This is a genomic window from bacterium (genome assembly GCA_016708025.1).
Classification (GTDB): domain Bacteria; phylum Zixibacteria; class MSB-5A5; order GN15; family FEB-12; genus FEB-12.
Genome location: JADJGQ010000002.1, coordinates 631267 through 655263, shown reverse-complemented (window position 1 = coordinate 655263; position 23997 = coordinate 631267). Strand labels below are relative to the sequence as shown.

At 53.5% G+C, this 23997-nt stretch carries 16 protein-coding genes; 10 read left to right on the top strand and 6 right to left on the bottom strand.

What is annotated here, in order from left to right; translation table 11 throughout:
* The first annotated feature begins 4 nt into the window (after positions 1-4).
* The 3 genes from ccoG to IPH75_09130 are packed head-to-tail and all read left to right on the top strand — an operon-like array spanning position 5 to position 2619.
* Positions 5-1456 (top strand): cytochrome c oxidase accessory protein CcoG, encoded by a 1452-nt coding sequence (gene ccoG / locus IPH75_09140; protein ID MBK7142231.1) that lies wholly within the window; start codon positions 5-7, stop codon positions 1454-1456.
* The gene (locus tag IPH75_09135) at positions 1449-1913 is read left to right on the top strand and encodes a FixH family protein (GenBank protein ID MBK7142230.1); all 465 of its coding nucleotides are present in this window, start codon (positions 1449-1451) and stop codon (positions 1911-1913) included. Before ccoG ends, IPH75_09135 begins: the two co-directional genes overlap by 8 nt.
* A gap of 4 nt (positions 1914-1917) precedes the next feature.
* Positions 1918-2619 (top strand): sulfite exporter TauE/SafE family protein, encoded by a 702-nt coding sequence (locus tag IPH75_09130; protein ID MBK7142229.1) that lies wholly within the window; start codon positions 1918-1920, stop codon positions 2617-2619.
* A gap of 2 nt (positions 2620-2621) precedes the next feature.
* Here IPH75_09130 and IPH75_09125 read toward each other — a convergent pair whose 3' ends face one another.
* Both IPH75_09125 and IPH75_09120 read right to left on the bottom strand, forming a co-directional pair.
* Complete coding sequence (locus tag IPH75_09125; protein ID MBK7142228.1) at positions 2622-3983, bottom strand: ATP-binding protein; 1362 nt, start codon at positions 3981-3983, stop codon at positions 2622-2624.
* Complete coding sequence (locus IPH75_09120; GenBank protein MBK7142227.1) at positions 3973-5355, bottom strand: sigma-54-dependent Fis family transcriptional regulator; 1383 nt, start codon at positions 5353-5355, stop codon at positions 3973-3975. The genes IPH75_09125 and IPH75_09120 overlap by 11 nt, the downstream gene beginning before the upstream one ends.
* Before the next feature lie 294 nt (positions 5356-5649).
* On the opposite strand from IPH75_09120, the gene IPH75_09115 reads away from it, so the two are divergent.
* From IPH75_09115 to IPH75_09085, 7 genes are read left to right on the top strand one after another with little or no spacing between them, the layout of a single operon-like run.
* Positions 5650-6906: an HlyD family efflux transporter periplasmic adaptor subunit gene (locus IPH75_09115; protein ID MBK7142226.1), complete on the top strand. Its 1257-nt coding sequence runs from the start codon at positions 5650-5652 to the stop codon at positions 6904-6906.
* Positions 6907-6956: 50 nt separating this feature from the next.
* The gene (locus tag IPH75_09110) at positions 6957-7646 is read left to right on the top strand and encodes an ABC transporter ATP-binding protein (protein ID MBK7142225.1); all 690 of its coding nucleotides are present in this window, start codon (positions 6957-6959) and stop codon (positions 7644-7646) included.
* A gap of 43 nt (positions 7647-7689) precedes the next feature.
* On the top strand, positions 7690-10035 hold the full coding sequence (locus tag IPH75_09105) for an ABC transporter permease (protein ID MBK7142224.1): 2346 nt from the start codon (positions 7690-7692) through the stop codon (positions 10033-10035).
* A 16-nt stretch (positions 10036-10051) separates the two neighbouring features.
* Entirely contained in the window at positions 10052-12463 is a 2412-nt protein-coding gene (locus tag IPH75_09100; protein ID MBK7142223.1) for an ABC transporter permease, read from the top strand.
* Positions 12464-12478: 15 nt separating this feature from the next.
* Positions 12479-14872 carry an ABC transporter permease gene (locus tag IPH75_09095; GenBank protein MBK7142222.1) on the top strand — a complete coding sequence of 798 codons (2394 nt, stop codon included), beginning with the start codon at positions 12479-12481 and terminating at the stop codon, positions 14870-14872.
* Between the two features lie 21 nt (positions 14873-14893).
* A complete protein-coding gene (locus IPH75_09090) occupies positions 14894-15586 on the top strand; it encodes an ABC transporter ATP-binding protein (protein MBK7142221.1) in 693 nt (230 codons plus the stop codon).
* On the top strand, positions 15583-18012 hold the full coding sequence (locus IPH75_09085; protein ID MBK7142220.1) for an ABC transporter permease: 2430 nt from the start codon (positions 15583-15585) through the stop codon (positions 18010-18012). Before IPH75_09090 ends, IPH75_09085 begins: the two co-directional genes overlap by 4 nt.
* Before the next feature lie 76 nt (positions 18013-18088).
* Here IPH75_09085 and fumC read toward each other — a convergent pair whose 3' ends face one another.
* From fumC to rpmA, 4 genes are all read right to left on the bottom strand, one after another.
* Positions 18089-19489 (bottom strand): class II fumarate hydratase, encoded by a 1401-nt coding sequence (fumC, locus tag IPH75_09080; GenBank protein ID MBK7142219.1) that lies wholly within the window; start codon positions 19487-19489, stop codon positions 18089-18091.
* 135 nt (positions 19490-19624) lie between these two features.
* Positions 19625-21994 carry a hypothetical protein gene (locus IPH75_09075; protein MBK7142218.1) on the bottom strand — a complete coding sequence of 790 codons (2370 nt, stop codon included), beginning with the start codon at positions 21992-21994 and terminating at the stop codon, positions 19625-19627.
* Complete coding sequence (locus tag IPH75_09070) at positions 21994-23349, bottom strand: M48 family metallopeptidase (GenBank protein MBK7142217.1); 1356 nt, start codon at positions 23347-23349, stop codon at positions 21994-21996. Before IPH75_09070 ends, IPH75_09075 begins: the two co-directional genes overlap by 1 nt.
* A 250-nt stretch (positions 23350-23599) precedes the next feature.
* Positions 23600-23851: a 50S ribosomal protein L27 gene (gene rpmA, locus IPH75_09065; protein ID MBK7142216.1), complete on the bottom strand. Its 252-nt coding sequence runs from the start codon at positions 23849-23851 to the stop codon at positions 23600-23602.
* Positions 23852-23997 lie beyond the last annotated feature (146 nt).

Sequence of the window (23997 nt, the reverse complement as noted above, 5' to 3'; positions counted from 1 at the left end):
TGATATGACCGGCATTCAAGAACCAGAGGACAACTTCCGGGATAAGCTGGCGACTATCGACCAGCAGGGGAGACGGCTCTGGGTCTATCCAACCAAGCCGGTCGGCAAGCTATACACGGCACGCACTATTCTTTCGTGGTTTCTCCTGGTGTTTCTTTTTGGAGCGCCTTTCGTTCGGATCGACGGCAACCCGCTGCTGCAGTTTGATATCCTGCACCGGAAGTTTTTCATCTTTGGTTTCATTTTCTGGCCGCAGGACTTTTTCCTCTTCGTTCTGATCACCATCGCATTCGTTGTGCTGGTGATCCTCTTCACTGCCGCGTTTGGTCGGCTTTTCTGCGGTTGGGTCTGCCCACAGACGATCTTCATGGAGATGGTTTTCCGAAAGATCGAGTATCTCCTCGAAGGGAACGGTCCCCGACAACGCGAACTGGATCATGCCCCAATGTCTGCGGGGAAATTCCTGCGCAAGTCAACCAAGCATTTGATATTTTTCAGCCTCTCTTTTCTGATCGGCAACACCTTTCTCGCCTATATCATTGGAACCGATGCATTGCGGGATATCGTCACCTCTTCGCCCACAGAGCATATGACCGGATTCATTGCGATGGTGATCTTTTCGGGAGTCTTCTATTTCGTCTTTGCCTGGTTTCGCGAGCAGGCCTGCACGCTGGTCTGTCCATATGGACGGCTGCAGTCGGTGCTACTGGATGCCAACTCGATCGTTATTGCGTACGATTTCCGCCGCGGCGAAAAACGCGGCCCGGTTATGCGAGGGCAAGATTTCTCTCAGCGGGGACATTGTATCGACTGCGATGCCTGCGTCAAAGTCTGCCCAACCGGCATAGACATTCGCAACGGCACACAGCTTGAGTGTATCAATTGTACCGCCTGTATCGATGCCTGCAACCGGGTCATGAGCCGGATGAAACTCCCGCCGGGACTGATCAAGTATTCTTCGTACAACCGGATCGCCGAAGGGAAACCGCTTCGCTTTACCCCGCGCATGTGGATCTATACCGGCGTGCTGACCGTATTACTCGGACTGATTGTCTTCTTCCTTGTCAGCCGTTCGGAAGTTGAGACGACAGTTCTCCGGACAACCGGCTCCCTCTATGAGGAGTTGGAGGATGGGTCGATCCGCAATCTGTATACGGTCTCGGTGATCAACAAAACCGCGGAGACACTCCCTCTGACGCTGGAAATGGTCCAGCCGCAGGGAACTCTTACCATTGTCGGACCGCCACTTGATGTTCCGCCGCAGGGGAAAGATGAAACCGTGATCTCCGTGCAGATTCCGCGCAAACAGATATTCAGCTCCAACTCAACGGTGATCATTCGGGTAATGCAGGGAAATGTGGAGATCGAAGAGGTACGGACAACTTTCGTCGGCCCCGATCCGCGCGAACATCACGAGGAAAAGAACGACGATCACCAGGAGAACGACAATGACTGAACAGAAGAAGACTGGGCGTTCCTGGGAGTTTGGGATCTGGATATTCTACGGCGGGTTCGTGCTGTTCATTCTCGCCTGTGTTGGGTTCGCTTCAATGCAGCAATTCGATCTGGTTGAGGATAACTACTACGAACGCGGTATCGGTTACCAGACCAATATTGATACGCAGAACCGAACCGCCCAACTACCGGAACAACCGGTGATCGAAATGGCGGATGGCAAAGTGATCCGGATCGCATTCCCAGCCTCATTCACGGCCGGGGATCTTGCAGGTCAACTACTTCTCTATCGCCCGTCCAATTCGCAATATGATCGGCAGATGCCGCTGGTTCTGGACAGCGTCAAAAGCATGCATCTCTCCATGGCAGACCTGCCGACCGGCCTCTGGAAAGTGAAACTCAATTGGCAGTACGCGGGCCAATCTTACTATAACGAAGAAACCATTATTATTGAGTGATGTCATGACACCGGAACTCTATGCTGGCTTTGTTGTCGGGATCCTGGGGAGTGTGCATTGTATCGGTATGTGCGGACCGATCGTGGTCGGTCTGCCGGTCGGCTTCAACACGCGTACGCGCCTGGTCATCAGCCGCCTGCTCTACAGCGGTGGAAGAGTGATCACCTATATCCTGATGGGCGCGATGGTCGGATTGATCGGCAAATCGATCGCCCTGGCCGGTTTTCAGCGCTGGCTGTCTATCGCCGCAGGGATCGGGATCATCCTGGCTGTTCTCCTCCCCGCCGACATCACACAAAAGATCTTTCCGGCAAAATTCAACTACCTGATAGTCGACAAGATCCGCAAAGCCTGGGGATCACTGTTCCAGAAGCGGACTATGTCTTCCATGGTCGCTATCGGCCTGTTGAATGGTTTGCTTCCGTGCGGATTTCTCTATGCCGGTCTTGCCGCCGCTGCCACTACCGGCTCGCCGCTTTCTGCCGCCGGCTACATGCTCTGGTTTGGACTGGGAACGATTCCTGCACTACTGGTCACATCGCTATTTGGTTCGATGTTGAATCTTCGTGTCCGGCAGTATTTTCTCAGGTTGTTGCCGGTCGGCGCAGTTGTATTGGGGCTGCTCCTGGTATTGCGCGGCATGAATCTCGGCATTCCGTATGTCAGTCCAAAGCTGGATACTGAAACACACTCCTGCTGTCATTAGTATTAGAAGCTGAGCGTAAAGCAGGTTTCCACGTCCGGCGTGGATCGTACTGAGATATGTCCCCCGTGCAACCGCATGATCTGGCGAGCCAGCGCCAGACCGATTCCGGTTCCCCCCTTTTTAGTGGTGAAGAACGGAATAAATACCTTGTCCAGAGCGCCATCGACTATCCCCGGACCATTATCTATCACCTCGATCAGGGTGCGCCCGGATCTCCCCAATCGTGCCCGAATAATGATCTTACCTCTCTCGATCTCCTTCAACGCCTGGAGTGAGTTCACAATCAAGTTGATCAGCACCTGTTCGATCAGGTTAGCATCGATTGCAAGTTCCATTTCAGGCGGATCGATCTCCGTGGTGATCTCCACCCGTTGCTCCTCGGCCTGCTGTTGAAGCAGTGTAACTACTCGTGCGATCAGTTCTGATGCGGCGATAAAACCGAAATCTGGCCGCGGGATCCGGGTCAGATTGCGATATGCTTCGACGAAGTGCAGAAGGCCCTGACTCCGTTTTTCGATCGTGGTCAATGCACCGGAGAGGTCAGCGTATAGCTCCGGGTCCATCGCTTTGCCAGACCCGGTTTTCTCCGGATCAGCCTGTTGGCGCACCAGATCATTGACTGATCCCGCGAGTGAGGCGATCGGTGTGACAGAATTCATGATCTCATGCGTTAATACGCGAATGAGGTTCTGCCAGGCGACCATTTCCTGCTCGGCAAGTTCCGAGCCGATATTCTGGATAGAGACCAGTGTCAGCATCTGACCCTCGCGCCTGATCTGAGTTGCATGGACCGCCAGTTGCAGCAAGTCGTAGTCGATCGTCACTTTGATCAGGATCCGTTGGCCGGCATCCAGCTTCTGCAATGTATTTGGCAGTTCTGGTTCTATCTGTGCAAGCTGGGAGATATTCTTCAAGTGATTAACTGCCAGCAATCGCTTGGCCGCCTGATTGATCAGCTCGACCTCGCCGTCCTCTCGGAATGCGATCACTCCCACGCCGACATGTTGAACGAGTGTCTGCAGGTACCGGTATTGCTCTTCCTTCTCCGCTCTGGTACGCCTGAACTGATCGGCAACCTCTGAGAATGCGCTGGAGAGTCCTTCGAATGACCGTCCGAGACCAAGGGTCGTGAAGCTCTGGGAGAAATCGGCATGGCGAACAGCATCAAAAAAGCGAGTTAACTGTCGGTTGGTGCGATCCACGAAATGAACAAGCGACCAGACCTGATAGATCAGTATCAGGCCGACCAGCGACATGGTGGCATAGAGTGATGTCCGGGAGATCAAGTAGCTGAATAGCGCCATGGTGGCAACGAGGCAAAGCACTCGTATCACCACCTGGAGCCGAAAGTGTCTAAAGACCATATTTCTGAATGCGTCGATAGAGCGAAGTGCGGGTCAGGCCAAGTTCGCGGGAGGCATGACTGATATTCCCATGATGTTTGCTCAAGGCCTTCCGGATGACGGTCCGTTCCACCTCTTCAAGATGGAAATCCTTGAAGACTAACCCCGCTTCTTTGTTATCCGCACTATATAACAGGAAATCTCCCGGAGACAAGACTGATTCATCGGTCATAATGACGGCGCGTTCGATCGCATGTTGCAATTCACGGACATTCCCCGGCCAGCCGTAATGCTCCAGTCGGCGAATCGTGCCGGCCGACAACCGCTTGAGCGGCTTGTGGTAGCGGTCACAATACTGCTTCAGGAAATAGTCGGCCAAAGGCCCGATATCATCGGTCCGCTCACGAAGCGGCGGAAGGGTGATCTGGATAGTGTTTATGCGATACAACAGATCCTGGCGGAATCGCTGTTGTTGGACCATGTCATGTAATGGAAGATTCGTCGCGCAGATCAGCCGAATGTCGATCGGGACCTGCTGATTTGAGCCGAGACGGCTGATCCGTCGCTCCTGCAGGACGGTCAGCAATTTCGCCTGAACTCGTAAGGGAAGATTTCCGATCTCGTCCAGGAACAGTGTCCCACGCGAGGCCAGCTCAAACAGCCCGGCGCGATCCTCGCGGGCATCAGTGAATGCCCCCTTCACATGCCCGAACAGCTCGCTTTCGAAAAGCGTATCGCTGACCGCCCCCATGTCGACAGAAACAAACATCTGATCTGCACGCTGGGATTGGCGATGTAGCGCTCGCGCGACTAACTCCTTCCCGGTGCCGCTTTCCCCCAGGATAAGAACATTGGCATCGGTCGAAGCCACACGCTGGATAGTATCAAACACCGTCTGCATTGCGGTGCTGATACCGACAAAGTCGTTAAAGGGCTGGTCGAGTTCGGCGGCCAGGTGTTGTTGTTGTTGACGCAGGGTGCGAGACTCTTCGCGTGACCAGCGGAGTTTCATCGAGGCTGACAGCGTGGCGATCAACTTCTCGTTCTGCCACGGCTTGAGCACGAAATCCGAGGCACCTGCCTTAATCGCTCGAACGGCCAACTCAACATCGCCGAAAGCCGTGATCAGGACGATCACTGCCGCGGGGTCAATTTCCAGAATCTTGTTTAGCCAGTGAAATCCCTCTTCACCACCGGAGACATCGCGGGTGAAGTTCATATCCAGCAGAATGACATCATACTGCTCGTTGGTGAGAATGGCAGGGATCCGTTCGGGTTTGGTTTCGGTGTGAACTTCAGCGAAGTGCTGCTTGAGGAGCAACCGTGCGGCCTGCAAAACATCCTCGTCATCGTCGACGACCAGCACGCGACCTAATTTTTCAACTGCGGACATCCTGATTCCCCGTCGGTTTCACATCAATGCATCAATATCTATTCGTATATACGGACCAAAAAGTTTCAGCTAAGCTGTTTGAGCAAAATCAGATAGGGCATTCGCTCCATGACGGGACTGTCCGCGGGCGTACAGCAACTGTCCGTCAGCGGATAAATCCGCATGACTTGCTGCTGCCTCCTACCGCTAACTCGTTGCTGTGCAACGTTGGCACACGATTTGTTCTCATCCTGGGTTGAGTCGAATCTCAGTGACAAATCACCGGGTAGATTTTTTTCACACAGGATTGTCCAGATGACCATGGATCGAAAAATCGAACGAAAAAAATGGCCTCCAAAGCGGATCGCCTATTGGGGTGGCGGAGCGCTGGTGATCGTGGTGGTCATCGCCTCGTTCCTCTTTGGCGACACTCGTTCCACACTCAATGTCGAACAGGAGAAGATCTCCATCGCCACGGTCGAGCGGAGCCCATTCCAGGAATTCATCCCGACTACCGGAGCGGTTCAACCGATCAAGACGGTCTACATGGACGCACTCGATGGCGGCCGCGTTGAAGCTATCTATGTTGAAGAGGGGAGTTTCGTCAAGCAGGGAGACAGTCTGCTTCGGACTGCCAATACCAACGTACAGATGGAGTTGATGTTCCGCGAGGCGGACCTGTACGAGCAGATGAACAACCTGCGGGCGACTCGCCTGGCCATGGAACAAAATCGTCTCACCCTGGCGCAGCAGGAAGCCGAAGTAGTCTATCAGCTTTCGCTGCAAAAGCGGAATTTCGAACGAGCCAAGGTGTTGCTTGCCGGTGAGATGATCAGCAAGGAAGAGTATACTCGCACTGAAGATGAATTCGAGTACTGGCAAAAGCGCTCGACCCTGGTCGCCGAATCGCAGCGCCAAGATTCCATCATGCGAGCGCTTCAGATAGAGCAACTGGAGCAGTCCGTTTCCCGGATGCAGCAGAACCTCACGCTGGTCCGTGAGAAATTCAACAACCTGATCCTTCGCGCGCCTATATCCGGCCAACTCAGTTCGCTGAATGCTGAGATCGGCGAACTTAAGCCTGCCGGTGTGCGGCTGGGTCAGATCGATGTATTAGACAGCTACAAGTTGCGCGCTTCGGTCGACGAGTACTATATCAGCCGCATCTCCCCCGGCCTTGCCGGAGAGTGTGAGATCTCTGGCAAGATATACAAGCTGTTGATTCGTAAGGTCTACCCCGAGGTGCGAGAGAGTCGGTTTGAGATCGATCTTGAGTTTGATTCCGGCATTCCGCCGGGCATTCGTCGCGGTCAATCGGTACAGGTACGTTTGGCGCTTGGCGAATCAACCACCGCTCTGGTCATCCCTCGCGGTGGCTTTTACCAGACAACCGGCGGCAACTGGATCTATGTGCTTGATCCATCCGGGGACTTTGCAACTCGCCGGACAATTCGGCTTGGAAGACAGAATCCCCAGATGTTCGAAGTGCTTGAAGGGCTCGAACCGGGCGAGCAGGTGATTACCTCCTCCTATGACAATTACGGTGATTTCGACAAGTTGGTCCTGAAATAGAGAAAGGCGCACAGATGGACGCGAAAGGAATGCTCAACGCTGAGTCGGCTATGATCCGCACAATCGCACTCAGTAAACTCTATACCACCGAAGAGGTCGAGACCTCCGCGTTGAACAATGTCAGTATCGATATCCGCGTCGGAGAATTTGTCTCTATCATGGGGCCTTCCGGCTGTGGTAAATCAACTCTCCTCAATATTCTCGGGCTGCTGGACAATCCCTCGGGCGGAGAGTATCATTTTTTCAACACTGAGGTTTCGAAATTCACGGAGCGGGAACGGGCCAACCTGCGCAAACGAAATATCGGGTTTGTCTTTCAGAGTTTCAATCTGATTGACGAACTGACGGTCTTTGAGAATGTCGAACTTCCGTTGCTTTACCTGGGCGTATCGACCAATGATCGCCGCACCCGAGTGGAAGAAACACTTGAGCGAATGAACCTGATGGCCCGCCGCAATCACTTCCCGCAACAGCTCTCCGGTGGTCAGCAGCAGCGTGTTGCGGTCTCACGCGCTATCGTCTCCAGTCCGAAATTGATCCTGGCCGATGAACCGACCGGAAACCTGGACTCTTCCCACGGTGACGAAGTGATGAAAATGCTGACCGACCTGCACGCGTCCGGCACCACTGTCGTCATGGTGACGCACTCACCGGCATATGCTGATTACGGCACCCGGACGATACACTTGCTCGACGGTAAAGTGGTCACTGAAAATATACTGAAGGCGCGTCAGGTCTAGGCACCACAGAGAAAAACTTGCCGGAACAGAGGAAGTTGCAGAGATGATTGGACATTACCTCCGAGTCGCTTTTCGACAAATTGCCAGGCAACGAGCATTCGCCGGGATAAACATGCTCGGGCTCTCGCTGGTATTTGCCTGTGCCATCATGGTTTTTGCGGTCATTCGGCATGAGTACAGCTATGACCGCTTTCATGCTAAGTCGGAACGAATTGCTCGTATCATTGAGACGCAACAATATCCATCCGGCGACATTCGCGTTGCGGTAACTCCGTTCCCTCTGGCGCCCGCTCTCGTCCGGGACTTTCCCGAGATAGAATCAACCCTCCGGCTCTATTACGGTGATTATCTCAATCTTGGCTACGGACAGAATCGCTTTTCTGAGGGACCGATCTACGCCGAAAGCACGTTCTTTGACTTCTTTTCTTATCCTCTGGCCCAGGGTGATCCTGCCACCGCTCTCAAGCAGAAAAACACCGCTGTACTGTCATCTGAGACAGCCACGAAATTATTCGGGGCAGAGAATCCGGTAGGTAAGACTGTTCGTGTTGACAACAAGTATGATCTTACCGTGACCGGCGTACTCGCCAGGCAATCTCCCGCCAGCCATCTGCAAGTACGACTCCTGGTGTCACTTCAAACGATCTCCGATACCTGGACAGAGGCCGATCGCGAGGAATGGTGGCGCAATTCGTTCTCAACCTATGTCCTGATGCGCCCGAATATCGACCGCTCTGTGCTCGCATCCCGGATCGACAGCATACTTTACAAGTACCGCGGGGAAGAGAACTCCACCCGCCTCTTTCTCCAGTCGCTGACCGACATTCACCTGACCTCCGATCTGGTTGCCGATAACAGCGTCACCACCGACACCCGTCGCCTTTTCATCTATGGCTTGGCTGCCTTACTAGTGGTCATAATTGCCTGTCTCAATTTTGTCAACCTGGCAACCGTCCAGACTTTCCTCAGGTCAAAAGAGGTTGGCCTCCGAAGCTGCCTTGGCGCCAGCCTGACACAACTGCGGATTCAGCTATTGGGCGAAACTGCATTGACAGTGGGCTGTGCCGCGCTGCTGGCGATCGTCTGGGTTGAGCTTGCCTTCCCCTTCCTTCGCCAGGCGTTGGGCACGACGCTGACTCGAGCAGACCTTCTTTCTCTACCGAGCGGCCTTGGGTTGATTGTCTCATGGCTCCTGGTTTCAACTTTGGTCGGAGGTTATTTGGCGCTGGCGGTGGTGCGATCGCGCCCGATCGCATCCATCCGCGAGAATCGGCTGCGCGGAGGTCGTATTCGCGCCGCGCTGGTCGTCCTGCAATTTTCGATATCAATTGTCATGATCCTGATCACATTGGTGATACTTCGTCAGCAACAGTTCACCATGACGAAATCTTTGGGGGGACATGACGAGCAGATCCTGCTCATACCTTTGCGCGGGTCCGAAACTCGCGATCACGCCGAAACCTTGCGCAAAGAGATCGAGAGACTCCCCGGCGTCCTGTCGGCAACCGGATATCAGCAGACACCAAATAATATCCAAGCCTCCTCCACATATGGATGGGAGGACCAACCGCCGGACATGGAGATCCTTTTCGATGAGAATGTAATAGACCACCAGTTTGTCCGTACGTTTGGGATCAATATCAGTTCCGGGCGAGACCTTCGTGAAGGTGAGACCGGCGTTTGCCTGATCAACGAGACAGCGGTCCGTAAGATCGGGTGGACCGATCCGATCGGCAAAACTATCGACCTCGGTGTCGAAAAGGTATCCGTTGTCGGCGTGGTGCAGGATTTCCCCCATGCTTCGCTCCGTACTGAGATCGGGCCACTGGTACTCTATCCTCGAGCGGATCGACAGCAGCAGTTGGCTGTCCGCATCAAACCGGATGTCATCAAGCAGACGACCCCGGCGATCGATGATATCTGTCGCAAAGTCGTACCGTCAGGGGAGTTTAATCCGATTTTCTTTGACGATACATACGACCGACTCTATCGTGACGAAGTTCAGATGCAACGCACCGTCTCCCTGTTTGCATCGCTCGCCATCGTTCTTGCCTGCCTTGGTCTCTATGGACTGGCCGCGTTCAGCATTCAACGTCGCACCAAGGAAGTTGGAGTTCGCAAAGTTTTCGGCGCCAGTATTGCAGATATCCTGACGTTGCACGCCCGTGAGTATGCGGTCTGGCTCGCTATCGCCAATCTGGTCGCGTGGCCCATTGGCTATCTCCTGAGTCAGCAGTGGCTCGAGCGATTTGTCTATCGGACATCTGTCCCTTGGTGGTCCTTTGTGACCGTAACATTGATCTCTCTTGTGCTGGTCGCCGCAACGGTGGCGTTCCAGACTATCCGGGCCGCAATGACCAATCCCGTGCAATCGCTACGATATGAGTGAAAGGTGAAATGAACCAATGTTGCGCCACTATTTGACTATAGCGATCCGTTCACTCGGAAAACAGCGACTATACACGTGTATCAATATTGCCGGACTGAGTATTGGGATGGCTGCCTGTCTGCTGATCTTCCTGTTCATCAACGACGAATATGGATTCGACAAGTTTCATCACAACGCCGAGAGGATCTTCCGCGCTGCTCAGGTTGAAAATTACGAGGGCCGGGAGTACTTCAGTACTTCGACACCGTTCCCACTGGCACAGGCGCTGACCGATTCATATCCGGAGATTGAAGAGGCTGTTCGCGTCGCCAAAGTGACCGATATCGTCAAACGAGGAGGGCATTCCTTCTCCGAGCCGTACCATCTGGTTGACAGTGGCTTCTTCAGGGTTTTCACCTTTCCTTTGGTACAGGGAGATGAACTAACCGCTCTCGCCTCTCCGAACAACGTCGTGATCAGCGCACGGATCAGCGAGAAATACTTTGGGGAGCAAAATCCCCTCGGACAGAGCTTCACGATCAAACTCGATTCCATATTCGAAGAATTCACCGTCACAGGAGTGACGGCTAACACGCCATCAGCATCGAGTATTCAGTTTGATATTCTCATTCCCATGTCCAACTGCCATAAGCTCTGGCGGGAATCGCTGCGCAGTAGCTGGACCGATGTCTGGGCGGAGACTTATTTGCTCACCAAACCAGGCGTCACTCCTGAACAATTGGAGGCTAAAGTCCCGGCGATGGTGAAGAAGATAGCAGGTGACAAGTATGTCGAGGGTCAGGTCACCGAACGTTTTCAACCGATCACCGACATCCATTTAAACACCGAGTTCCCACCTGGGATCCAACCGACCAGCAACCCTGCCTATTCCTACATTCTAGGAGGGATCGCCCTCGCCATCCTCTCGATCGGGTGCATAAATTTTGTGACGTTGGCTGTGGCCAGAGCTGCCGGCCGCGCAAAAGAAGTCGGCATCCGTAAAGTGGCCGGCGCAGGGAGATTTCAGCTTCTCAAACAGTTCTGGGGTGAAACGATTGTCCTCAGTCTGATCTCGCTCCTGGTGGCAATAGTAATCGCAGAATTCACTCTCCCTGTCTTCAATTCTATCGCCGGGAAAGATCTGGCGCTGCGATTTGATCTGATGACCATGGCTGCGGCGGCCGCACTCCTCTCAATTGTCAGCATCATCGGCGGCAACTACCCCGCCCTGATCCTTGCCCGCTTCCAACCGGCGCAGGTACTTAAGGGAAAGATGTCGATTCAGCGAAGCAACCGTTTGCGGCAGGCACTAGTGATCGTCCAGTTCAGCCTGGCGATCGGACTCGTAGCATGCACATTCACGATGTCGCGCCAATTTCATTTTCTGCAAAACAGACCGATGGGCTACGAACGCGAGCATATTGTAACGATACCAACCAATCTTGCATTCGATGGAAGCAAACGGATCGCTGAACGACTTCGCCAGTCGCTGGTCCAATCCGGCGACGCGGTCGAAATATCGTTTGCTCTGAATTCTCTTGGCGAACCTTGGTACAATATTGGCTGGTTTGTTCAACCCGGCGATTATCGCTGGGCGAGCCTCAATCGCGTCGATAAGGAATTCCTTCCCGCCATGAGCATCGACATTCTGCAGGGGCGGAATTTCTCGGTAGAGACTCCTTCGGATACACTGGATGCGGCGCTCGTGAACGAAGCATTTGTTCAGGCATTCGGCATCACCGATCCGATCGGCAAGCCGCTTCCGGGCTCACTCTCGCCGAACAAGATCATCGGTGTGGTCAAGGATTTCCACTATGCCTCGCTCCACCAGAAGATCGAACCGCTCATCCTCACCATGCGGGCGGGAAATATCCTCAGATTGGTCGAGGATGCCAGCACTGAAGCTCCGGGGCACAATCGCCTACTTGTGCGGTTCACTCCGGGCGCATTGACTGAGCGCATACAGCGACTTGAGAAGGCATGGAAATTAGCCGCGGGCGACCGCCCTTGCGAACCAACGTTTCTGGATGCCGCTATCGAGAGTCAGTACAGAAATGACCGTCGATTGGGCCAAATAGTCAGTTATGCATCGATCCTGGTGCTGATCATCTCCAGTCTCGGGCTTTTTGGATTGGCGGCTATTTCTGTGGTCCGCCGAACCAAAGAGATCGGCGTACGAAAAGTACTGGGGGCCACGTCGCTGAATATTCTCGGTCTCCTGTGGCATGAAGCTATCTGGCTGGTGGCGATTGCCTGCCTCCTGGCCTGGCCCCTCGCCTACTACGCGATGAATCGCTGGCTGGAGGATTTCGCCTACCGTGAGGCACTTCATCCCCTGATCTTTCTGGCCGCTGGATTGCTGGGTCTTCTGATTGCGCTTGTAACAGTCAGTTATCATTCCCTCCGGGCTTCGACCTCTAACCCTGTTGACTCGTTGAGATGCGAGTAGAAGGCAAGTCAACGTATGCTGCGTAATTATTTCCTCGTCGCAATCCGCAGCCTTCGGCGCGAACGGCTATACGCCGCGATCAATGTCATTGGGCTGGCCGTCGCTCTGACCGTTGCCTTGTTGGCGCTCGCCTATGTTAAGCATGAACGGTCGTATGATCGATTTCATTCAAACAGTGACCGACTCTTCCGAATCAACTACCTGATCCCGCAGGAGAACGGCAGAATACAGCGCTCCGCCGGCACCGCATTCGTCCTTGCGCCGATCCTCCGGGAACAACTCCCCGATATTGCCGCCACGGTCGCCACAGCGGACCTTCCGGAAGCGATCGTTCAGTATGACCGCCACAATTTCCGCGAGCCGGTCTTTTTCGCTGATTCGCAATTCTTCTCGACCTTCAGCTTCCCGCTGATCGACGGTGATCCTGCCACCGCGCTGCAGAATCCAAACTCAGTAGTGCTCACCGAGAAGCTGGCAACCAAGTACTTCGGCGATGCAAGGCCGGTCGGCAAGATCATCACCATCTCCATACGCGGGAAACAGGAGTTGTACGAAGTGACGGGGGTATGCCGGAATGCCCCCGGCAATTCGTCGCAGCAATTTGATCTGGTCATCCCGCTCCGCAAGCTCTTCTCATTATATGAGGGCGTATTCAAATTCGGCTGGAATCTGACCTGGCCAACCACATATGTTCTGCTGCGTGACGGTGTTTCAGTTACCGATGTCAACGCCAAGCTGGAGGCGCTGGCGCTCACCCTGCCGGTCGATGCCGACGGCAAGTTGAAGATCCTCTTCGGCCTCCAGCCGATCGCCGACATGCATTTTGATCACGCCATTGATAATGCACCGCCCAATGCCAGCAGACCACTCTACTCCTTCATCCTGGCTGGTCTTGCCTTACTGGTTTTGTTGCTCGCCTGCATCAACTTCATGACGCTTGCGATCGGACGTTCTCAGACTCGCACCAAAGAGGTGGGGATTCGCAAAGTACTGGGAGCACGTTCTGATCAAGTGATCGGACGGTTCCTTGGAGAGGCGATCCTGTTATGCTTGATTGCCACCTTGATCGCATTCGTCACCGCCGAACTGCTGCTCCCGGCTTTCAATGAGCTTTCCGGCAAACAGATCTCCCCTTCGATTTGGATGGACGCGACTACCATTCTCTCCATCCTGCTACTGGTGACATTCACCGGGCTGGTGGCCGGTGGTTATCCCGCCATCGTACTGGCTCGGGCAAGACTCCGTGATTCGGTCAAAGGTAAGGCCGCGTTTCTCACAACTGGCGCCGTCACCCGAACATTGGTGGTCTTCCAATTCGGGCTTTCCATCGCATTGATCGTTTCGACCTTCGTTATGTCGAATCAGATCGAATATTTGCAGTCGATTCCGATCGGATTCGACAAAGAGCACCTGCTCTTGGTCAAACTCGGTGGAACCGGCGAAGAGAAACTCAAGACTGTTCAGTTGCTCCGCAATCAGCTCTCCGGCAATCCCTCGGTCCGGTCGATCAGCGCGGCCAGCCGCAGTTTTGATGGTACCGGCATGGCTAATGGTGATTATCTCCCTGATTCGACGATCTTCGTCGTTTATGCGAATCCCGCCGATGAGCATTTCGTCAAAACGATGGGGTTGACCATAATTGAGGGTTCCAATTTTACCGGCAACGTTTCCGCTGATTCTCTTGAACCGCTCCTGGTCAATGAAACCCTGGTCCGTCGGCTTAAATGGAGCTCGGCGATCGGCCAGCGCGTCCCGGGAATAAACAACGGCCGCGTTATTGGCGTGGTCAATGACTTCAACTTCCGATCCCTCAGCGAACCGATTGAGCCGGTAGTGATCCCATTCGCTGATCCGCAAGGCTGGGGTGCAGAAGTCCGCTTCGCCTATCTCCGCATCAGCCCTGAGCGAATTCCAGCAACCATTGAGTCCATTCGAAAAGCATGGCAGGCCGTCGCCCCCAATTTCCCGTTCGAATTTCAGTTCATGGATGACCACATTGATGCGCAGTATCGCTTTGAACAGCGTTGGTGGAAGATAATCGGGATGGCCGCAGTACTGGCGGTACTGATCGCCTGCTTTGGGACGTTTGGCTTGACTGCCCTGGCTGTCGCCCGTCGACGGAAAGAGATCTCTGTCCGCAAGGTACTAGGAGCCAGTTCGCAACAGATCGTCACCTTGATGAGTTCGGAGTTTCTCAAGTTAGCTATCATCGGCAATCTGATCGCCTGGCCAGCCGCCTATTTCGCGACCAGACATTGGTTGAGCGGCTTTGCCTATCACCTTGATCCGTCTCTCCTGCCGTTCCTACTTGCCGGCATTCTGACAGTAACCATCGTGTTACTCACAGTCCTTGTCCAGGCCGTCAGGGCCGCCCAGGCCAACCCGGTCGATTCTCTTCGTTATGAATAAACAGAGTCAAAGGAAATAGGTGTGAGTCAGGAACAGAATTCGGAACCAGTCATCGCTTTGCGCGGCATCTATCGATACTTCAATTCCGGGGCGGGGAAGGTCTTTGTCCTTCAGGGGATCGATCTTGATATCCGCGCCGGTGAGTTTGTCTCGATCATGGGGCCCTCAGGCGCCGGAAAGTCTACCCTGCTGCATATTGTCGGTCTTCTTGATGAACCGGACGATGGCGACTACCATCTCCTCGGACAGACCGTTACTCGCCTCTCGGAGAAAGAACGCTCGAGCATTTTTAAGCAGCAGATCGGATTCGTGTTTCAGAGTTATCATCTAATAGACGAGTTGACCGTCGCTGAAAATCTGGAGACACCGCTGCTCTATCAAGGTGTCGGCAAAGCTGAACGAAAAGCGCTCGTCGCGGATACGCTCGATCGCTTTCAGATCGTCGGCAAGAAAGACCTCTTCCCATCACAGCTCTCCGGAGGGCAGCAACAACTGGTCGGCATTGCGCGAGCGGTGATCACCAGTCCCAGGATCATCCTGGCCGACGAACCGACAGGTAACTTGAACTCCGCACAGGGTGCGGAGATCATGGCGCTGTTCTCCAAACTGAATGCCGAAGGAACCACCATCATCCAGGTGACCCATTCGGACAAAAATGCATCATATGGTAATCGAATCATCAACCTTCTTGACGGACGGATAGTCCAGGCGTGATTGAGGCATCTATGCTGACGCACTATTTGACCATTGGCTGGCGCAACCTTCGACGGAATCCGCTGTATAGCTTTATCAACATTCTTGGGCTCTCTATTGGAGTTGCCGCCTGTCTCCTGATCTTCCTGTTCGTGCAGGATGAGCTTACTTTCGATCGATTCCACGCCAATCAGGATCGTATCTATCGTGTCATTCGCTCTCCCAAGCCAAATATGCAGCACTTTGAGCTGAACGAAGGGAAGACGCCGTATATGCCGGGCCCACTGGCTCAGGCGGTGAAAGAGGAGATTCCGACCATCGCAAATTCGATTCGTTTGCGTCCGGCGGGTAAGGCGACTATCCTGGTAGACAACCACGCATTCAAAGATGAACTGACCTATACCGATTCTTCGATCTTCGACATTTTCTCCTTCACACTGGCGGCCGGAGATCCCCGCCGGGCACTGGCTGAACCAACCGCAGTCGTACTCTCCCGGAAGGCGGCAATCAAGTATTTTGGCACGGAGGATGCGATCGGCCGCTATATCGACATTTCACTGTACGATGCTCCCCCCAAACGGCATCAGGTTACCGGCATCCTGAACGATTTTCCGCCCAATACCTCTATCAAGATGGATGTCGTCGCTCCGATGATCTCGGCGCGTCGATCTTCAAATCTCTCCGGTACCTGGAAGGGATGGAATTTTTATACCTATCTCATGCTTAACGCCGGAGCAGATCCCGTGACTGTTGGAGATCAGATGTCGGCGCTTTACGAGCGACGTCTCGCCGAAGCGGAATCGTCTGACGGAATAGAATTGAGTCAGAACCCGTTTCTTCTCTCTTTGCAGCCGCTCTCGGATGTGCACCTCGATCCTGAGACTGGCGAAAGCCGTCGTGAGTACTCATATATCCTTGGTTGCATTGCGGTGGCAGTGCTACTGCTCGCCTGCATCAACTTTATCACGTTGGCCATGGCCCGCTCTACCACTCGCTCGCGTGAGGTGTCTGTACGTAAGGTATTTGGGGCGGTCCGAGGCCAGTTGATCAATCAATTTTGCGGCGAAGGACTGCTTGTCTCCGGATGTGCCATCGTTGCCGGCTTTGTCCTTGCCGAGTTAGCACTGCCCGTCTTCAATTCGATTGCGGAGAAGTCGCTCTCAATCGACCTGCTCTCCAACTTTCCTCTTATCTTCATCGCGGTTTGCCTCTTGTTGATCTTGGGTCTGGTCTCCGGAGCGGTCCCGGCTTTCATGCTCTCCGGTTTACATCCTGCCGCGATATTTCGTCAGCGCTCCGGCCTGCTGAAGAGTGGTCTGCTCCCGCGTGGGCTGATGGTGCTGCAGTACGGCATCTCGATCGCCTTGCTGATCTGTCTGTTGGGGATGTTTGCGCAATATCGGTTCATCAATTCAAAACAGTTGGGATTCAACTCCGAACATGTCGTGGTGATCACGAACACATCTCCTCCGACAATGGCAGGTGACGATCTCCTGAATCGGATGCGCCGAGAGTTGTCAAATGCACCATCGGTCCTCAGCGTCACCGGGTGTGATCCGTCATTTGTCAGAGGCTGGGGACAGACTGAGTGGCCCTACCAGGGAACTAGTCTGCGCACCTTCGTATATACGGTCGATCACGAGTATATACCGACTCTTGGCATGCAATTGCTTCAGGGGCGGAATTTCGACCCGGCCATGCCGTCCGATCCGACTCAGTCAGTTATAGTCAATGAGAGCTTTGTCCGCAAAGCCGGTTTAACCGATCCGATAGGCGCTCCATTAACTGGCTATACTCTCGGTGACTCAGAGCAACCGCCTCTCATCGTCGGAGTACTTAAAGACTATCATGTTGTTTCTCTCCACAAACCGATCGAACCGGTCATGCTGACTACCGATCCCTCCTTGCACTTCAGCCATATTCTGGTACGAGTCGACGGCGCCGACCTAAAGGAGTCTGTTGACAAGATCGAGTCAACCTGGTCTGCGATCTCGGAGCAGAGTCGCTTTGATTACTCTTTCCTCGACGAGGATCTGGCACGCCAGTATCTCGAAGAACAGAAGTGGATGAAGATCGTGGGATACAGCGCAATGGTTGCCATTATCATCGCGTCACTTGGCCTTTTCGGACTCGCCGGCCTCAGCGCCGTACGCCGCATGAAAGAGGTCGGCATCCGCAAGGTGCTCGGCGCGTCACTTCCTCAGTTGCTGGAGAATCTGAATCGCGAATTCCTGCTGCTGGTCGGCGTAGCCAATCTGATCGCCTGGCCCCTGGCCTATCTTGTTCTTAACCAGTGGTTGCAGAGCTTCGCCTATCGGACCGAGTTGTCCGTCTGGATATTTATCATTTCCGGGCTCTCCGCACTTGTCCTGGCTCTGGCGGTCATCAGCTATCATACCGTCCGGACAGCTTCAATCAATCCATCGGAGGTACTTCGCCACGAGTAGGCAGCAGCGATGCCATAAGAAAAGGACTCATGGCCAAACCGGCTATGAGTCCTTTGAATAAACGGGAACGCTCTGCTTACTTCGCCTTCATATTCGGACCGATCATCTGTTCGGGCCGAACTTTCTGATCGAATTCCTCGGCAGTCAACAGACCAAGTGAGACCGCCGCTTCTTTGAGCGTGGTCCCCTCTTTGTGTGCCTTCTTGGCGACTTTGGCTGCATTGTCATAGCCGATATGCGGGTTGAGCGCAGTCACCAGCATGAGAGAGTTCTGCAGATGCTTCTTGATATTCTCGCGAAGCGGCTCGATCCCGACGGCACAATGTTCGTTGAACATTTCGCAGGCATCGGCGAGCAGACGGATCGACTGCAGCACATTATAGATGATCACCGGCTTGTAGACGTTCAGTTCAAAATTCCCCGATGCACCACCGAAATTGACCGAAACATCATTGCCGAACACTTGCGCGCAGACCATGGTCATCGCCTCCGGCTGGGTCGGATTGACCTTTCCCGGCATGATCGATGAACCCGGTTCGTTCTCCGGGATGGCGATTTCAGCGATCCCCGAACGCGGGCCTGAGGCGAGCCAGCGAATATCGTTCGCAATCTTCATTAACGAACAGGCGAGTGTCTTGAGTTGTCCGTGCATCTCCACAAGTGCATCATGAGTGGCGAGTGCTTCATATTTGTTCGGCGCAGTGATAAACGGTTTGCCGGTCAGTTCGGCAATGCACTTTGCCGACTTGACGGCGAAATCCGGATGCGTATTCAAACCGGTGCCGACCGCTGTTCCACCCAGCGCCAGCGGGTACAACCGCTTCATCGAGTCATTTATCCGATCGAGATCGAGTGTCAGCGCCGCCGTGTACCCCGAGAACTCCTGTCCCAGCGTCAATGGCGTGGCATCCATCAGATGCGTGCGCCCGATCTTGATGATATCCTTAAACTCGTCTGATTTCTTCTGCAGAGTATTTCGAAGTTGTGTTACCATCGGTATCAACCGACGGTGCAATTCTTCCACTGCGGCGATATGCATCGCCGTCGGGAAAGTGTCGTTTGATGACTGCGCTTTGTTGACATCGTCATTCGGATGAATCGGCTTTTTTGAACCCATCACGCCGCCGGCCATCTCGATCGCCCGATTGGAAATAACTTCGTTGGCATTCATGTTGGATTGCGTGCCGGATCCTGTCTGCCAGATCACGAGCGGGAAATGGTCATCGAGCGTCCCGGCGATCACTTCATCAGCCGCCTTGACGATCAGGTCGCCTTTTTCTTTCGGCAACAGACCGAGATCCATATTTACTATCGCCGCCGCCTTTTTCAGGATTCCCATTGCGCGGATCAATTCACGTGGCATCCGTTCGCCACCGATGCGGAAATGGTAGAGAGAGCGTGCCGTCTGAGCGCCGTAGTAACGATCCGATGGTACCTTGATCTCCCCCATCGAGTCAGTTTCTATCCGATGATCCATTGCGTTCTCCTTAGCTGTGATGTTTTTCACATGGCTATGAATATACGCAACCTGCTTCGACTGGCAAGAGCTAACCGACACGGATACGGGACTTGGTTTTAGTAGCTAATGAGCTATGCAGCAATGCTTTAGCGGCTATTGCTTGACGTCGGCCAGGACCGACATCAGGGGATTAAGAGTGATTTTCTTTGGTTTGCTCGGAAAAGTCAATTCAAACTCTTTCTCCGGTTGATCGACCAACAGTCGTACGTATTGCTTTTCCCCCGATTTCATTTCAATCTCTATCGGCACGTACATCCTGAAATCAGCCGGAACTTCGCTCTGAGAGATATTCAAAGTCACAGTAAATCCATCGGCCGAATCCGGCGCGATGCTTTGTTTGAATTTATAGGTCGGAATGTAATTGTTGTATACCCATTGGCGGAAAAACCAGCCCATGTCGGTTCCCATATGCTTCTCGACCATGGTCTGGAACTCGCGGGTGGTTGCTTTTTTTCCTTTGTATGTGGTGTACCAGTCGCGCATCAGATCGCGGAATCGATCCTCATTCATGGTTTCGAAATCGACCATCAGATTGCGGAGCATGTGCAGAATGAAAGCCCCACGCCCATACACGACCACACTGTAATTCCCTTTGTCCTTGACATTGTATGCCCGTGGACCGAGCGCCACCGCTCCGGCATGTTTGCGCTCCATCAGGATATCTTTCCTATGTTCATTCAGCCGATCCAGGAACCGATCGTCTCCGCCGGCTTCCTGCAGGAAAAGATAAGAGCTATATTCTGCAAACCCTTCCGACAACCAATAGTCCCGATAGCTCTCCGCCGAGACTCCAGTTCCGAACCATTGATGCGCAGCTTCGTGCGAACGATGCAGCCGTTCATACCCCCACATGTCGCTCCCGACCCAGGTGAATAAACCAAGGAGAATAAAGCTCGGATAAGAAGTGCTATGGTCTTGAATATACTCCGAGACAACCAGCGTATCATGATCCAATGGGCCATACAACTGAGTGTAATATTCAAGACTGCTCCGAAGATCACTCACCACCTGCTTCACTTTGTTGCCGATCCAGGCATCGGGCGGGGAGCTACTTCGATACTCATCGACCACATGCTGAATCTCAATGCCACTTGGGCGGTGAAGGTAATCGCAGAAGTAGACATTCAGCACCTGACCATAGTCGGTGCTGAATTGCTCTTGCTCGAATATCCCCAGATTGAAAGAGTATAACTCTGTCGGCCCGCGACTTTGCCAGTGGCTGAACAACGTGTCCTTCACCGAATGACTGTCAATCAAGATCCCTTGCGCAATCAGATCGTAATCCGCGGGGGTCCGCATCTTCAGGTCTATAGTAGCCACCGGCCATTCATCAGCAACCGGGTACCAACCCGAACCGGCAACCACGATGAATATGCCCAGTTCCTTTTCCGCAACATCGCCGTGATAGTGAAACGTCAGTTTGGTTTCAGAGTTCGGCTCCGGCGGATTGTCAAAAAGTAGCCAGAGGCCATAGTAGTCGTCGCTCTCTTTAAACCGCCTGAAAGGGACAATCCGCCCTTCCGCGTCGATGACAGAATCGACCTCCATTTCGTTATCCAGATAGAAATAGCAGACTCGCGATCTCAGGCTGTCCCAGCTGATCGAGGTGGTGACCTCGGAGATCATCTCTCCGTTTCGCTTGATCAGCATATCCATGTCATAATGGCGGATATCCAGACTCGACTTGCGTCTGCCACTGAAATCAAGCTTCACCGTATCGGATTCCAGTGCATATTGACAGAGCGTCTGCCAGACCTTCCGGTAGATAACCTGCATTTCCCGCTTGTAGAGACCGACCTGCTCCCGGTCGTAAGGATCATGCTGATAGAGCACCGGCCCGCCATCAGTCAACTCCGTCAGAAGGAGCAAATAGTCGGAGTTCAGAGGATTCGTCAGACTGCGAAGCGCCCCAAAGGTGAATAGTCTGTCCCACTGTTCTTCGAGATATTTGAGGCACATTCTCCTGATCGGACGGTAATCGACAGGCAATCCGATCGCCGATTTTGAGTCGACCAGCAGTTGACGGTATTCTCCCGAGTCCAGGACGATCATCATCTGCTCGAAAGTCCGATTGAGGCTGTCCGTCTTCATGAACCGTCGAAGCTGCTGCCGCTCCATTGAGATAGGTGGGTCGTATTCCATCCGGCCATGACCGACAAACAGACCGCCAAAGTAGATCTTGCCGGAATCAAGTTCGAGCGGCAGAAACGATATAAACCAACCGGTCTCAAGAGTAACCCGCAGATCTCGCTGCGTGATTGTACGATTGGAGATCTCCCGAACATTGCTGCTGTCCAGCGGCAACGCAAGGAGCTGGTCGGCCGCTCGTTCCATCGCAGTCAGCTTGGGTGCAGGAGATGGTTTAGCGGCGTGTAGAAATGGACAAGTAAGCGCCACTACCGCCAGGCTGATGATAATCAGTCGGACGCGCCGGCCGCCTCTCCCCTTCGTAAACTTATTCACTACCGCTCCGCTACCGGGTGATCTATCCGGTACTGTTTCACAAACGCCATGCGGGATTTAAGCGCCGGATGATCATAAAACCAGAACTCTATCAACGGATGCGGATCAGGATCAGACAGATTGTAGGCCGACAGCTTATCGAATGCCGAGGCAGCCTCGTCGCCGGAAATATCAGTGACGTCCATTCCGAAAATGTCCGACTGATGTTCCATATACCGGCTCGCGTACGTCTGGATCGGCTGGAGGAAAAAGCTGAAGATCGTGAACAGGGCCATCAGCAACGGCAGGGATGCGATATCAGAAAGACGTTCAAATCTGAGGGTATGTCGCCAGCGCTGGATCAGCCCATGCGCCGTTTTCTCCGTCAGCCAGAGGATCGCCACCAGATAGAAGACCAGCAGGCCAAGTCCCCACCAGATATGTTTCATCAGGTAGTGGCCCATCTCATGTCCCATGACGAATTTGATCTCATTGTAAGTGAATCCCTTGATCAGCGTATCATAGAGTACGATCCGCTTGGTATTGAGTAGCCCCGTGACATACGCATTCACCTTGGAGGATTGTTTGGAAGCGTCAACCTCAAAGACATCCGAGCCCTCGATCCCGGCCTTACTGGCCAGAGTCAGGATCTCTTGCTCCAGTTGTTTGTCCTTGAGCGGCTCGAATTGGTTGAAGAGAGGCGAGATCAGCACCGGGGCGATCACAACAAAGATCACCATGATCGGAAACGCGCCAATTGAAAATGCCAACCACCAGCGTTTGAAACGCTGAATCACGAAATAGAGAAACCAGACCGGGATCGGCATCACCACGACCATGACCGCCAAAGAGATCAACTGTTCGCCGAACCACTCTCCAAACGATTGATTCATGAACCCGAATTGAACCTCGAGGTGATAGTCGCGATAGTAATCGAAAGGAAAGCTGAGGACAGACATCGCCACCAGCAGGATCGCGCAATAGAGCCAGATAGTGAAATAGGATAGTCTGGCCGATTTCGCCCAATCGCGGATTCGCGCGGAGAGACCGGTGAACAGAATGATTGCCAATATCAACAATCCCGAAAACAGCTCGACAAAGCGCCACAGGTTGACCATGTCGGCATATTCACTCAGTAACGCTTTACGCTCTGGCGAAAGTGGGTAAAGCGGCTGGCCATCCTTCATCAAGATGCCGCCGCCGGAAGTACTGTCAGCGGTGGCAGAGCTATCGGTGGACATTGCGGGTGCCAAGACACTATCGCTTTGCGATTGAGTGATAACAGAATCTGGCTGCGTAGAATCGGGGGAGACTTGTGCTAATGCCGGACTCAGCATCAGCAACGCGATCAGTAATCCAAGAAGAGATCTGGTCATGATACCAACCTCATGGTGAATAGTCAGATAGGCAAAACTATCCCTTCTTGCCCGCGATGTCAAGTGCCGGGAGACTACTCCCTCTTGGATGTTAGCTCACGCGTAAGGTAGGTTCAATCAGATAGGCCATCCCTCTCGTTCTCAACTGCCGTACTATCGAAACACGCGAAGCGGACCAGTGCAGGTGAAACCTGCCCCAACAAAAAACCCACTGTTGCCAGTGGGTTCATTTTGCAGATCGTATCGAGGTCTACTCGTATACCGAAACTCGCTTGCCGGTTTTGCCGACGCGCTCGTACTTGACGACGCCGGTTACTTTGGCAAACAGCGTGTAGTCACGGCCGGTGCCGACATTATGTCCTGCACGGATCGGGGTACCACACTGGCGAACGATAATAGCGCCGGCTGTCACTGCCTGGCCGGAGTAGACTTTGGTTCCACGTCGCTGTCCGCCGGAATCGCGACCATTCTTGGAGGAACCTACACCTTTTTTGTGAGCCATCTCAATACCTCTATCAGTAAATGCTTCTTCTCGAATTATCGGCTGACCGGGCCAGACTTCTCCCCTGGCTGCCGGAACAGGAAGGGCAATATACTATATCCCAACCCAATGGCAAGAAATATTGTAAATTGTTATCAGATAGCGAG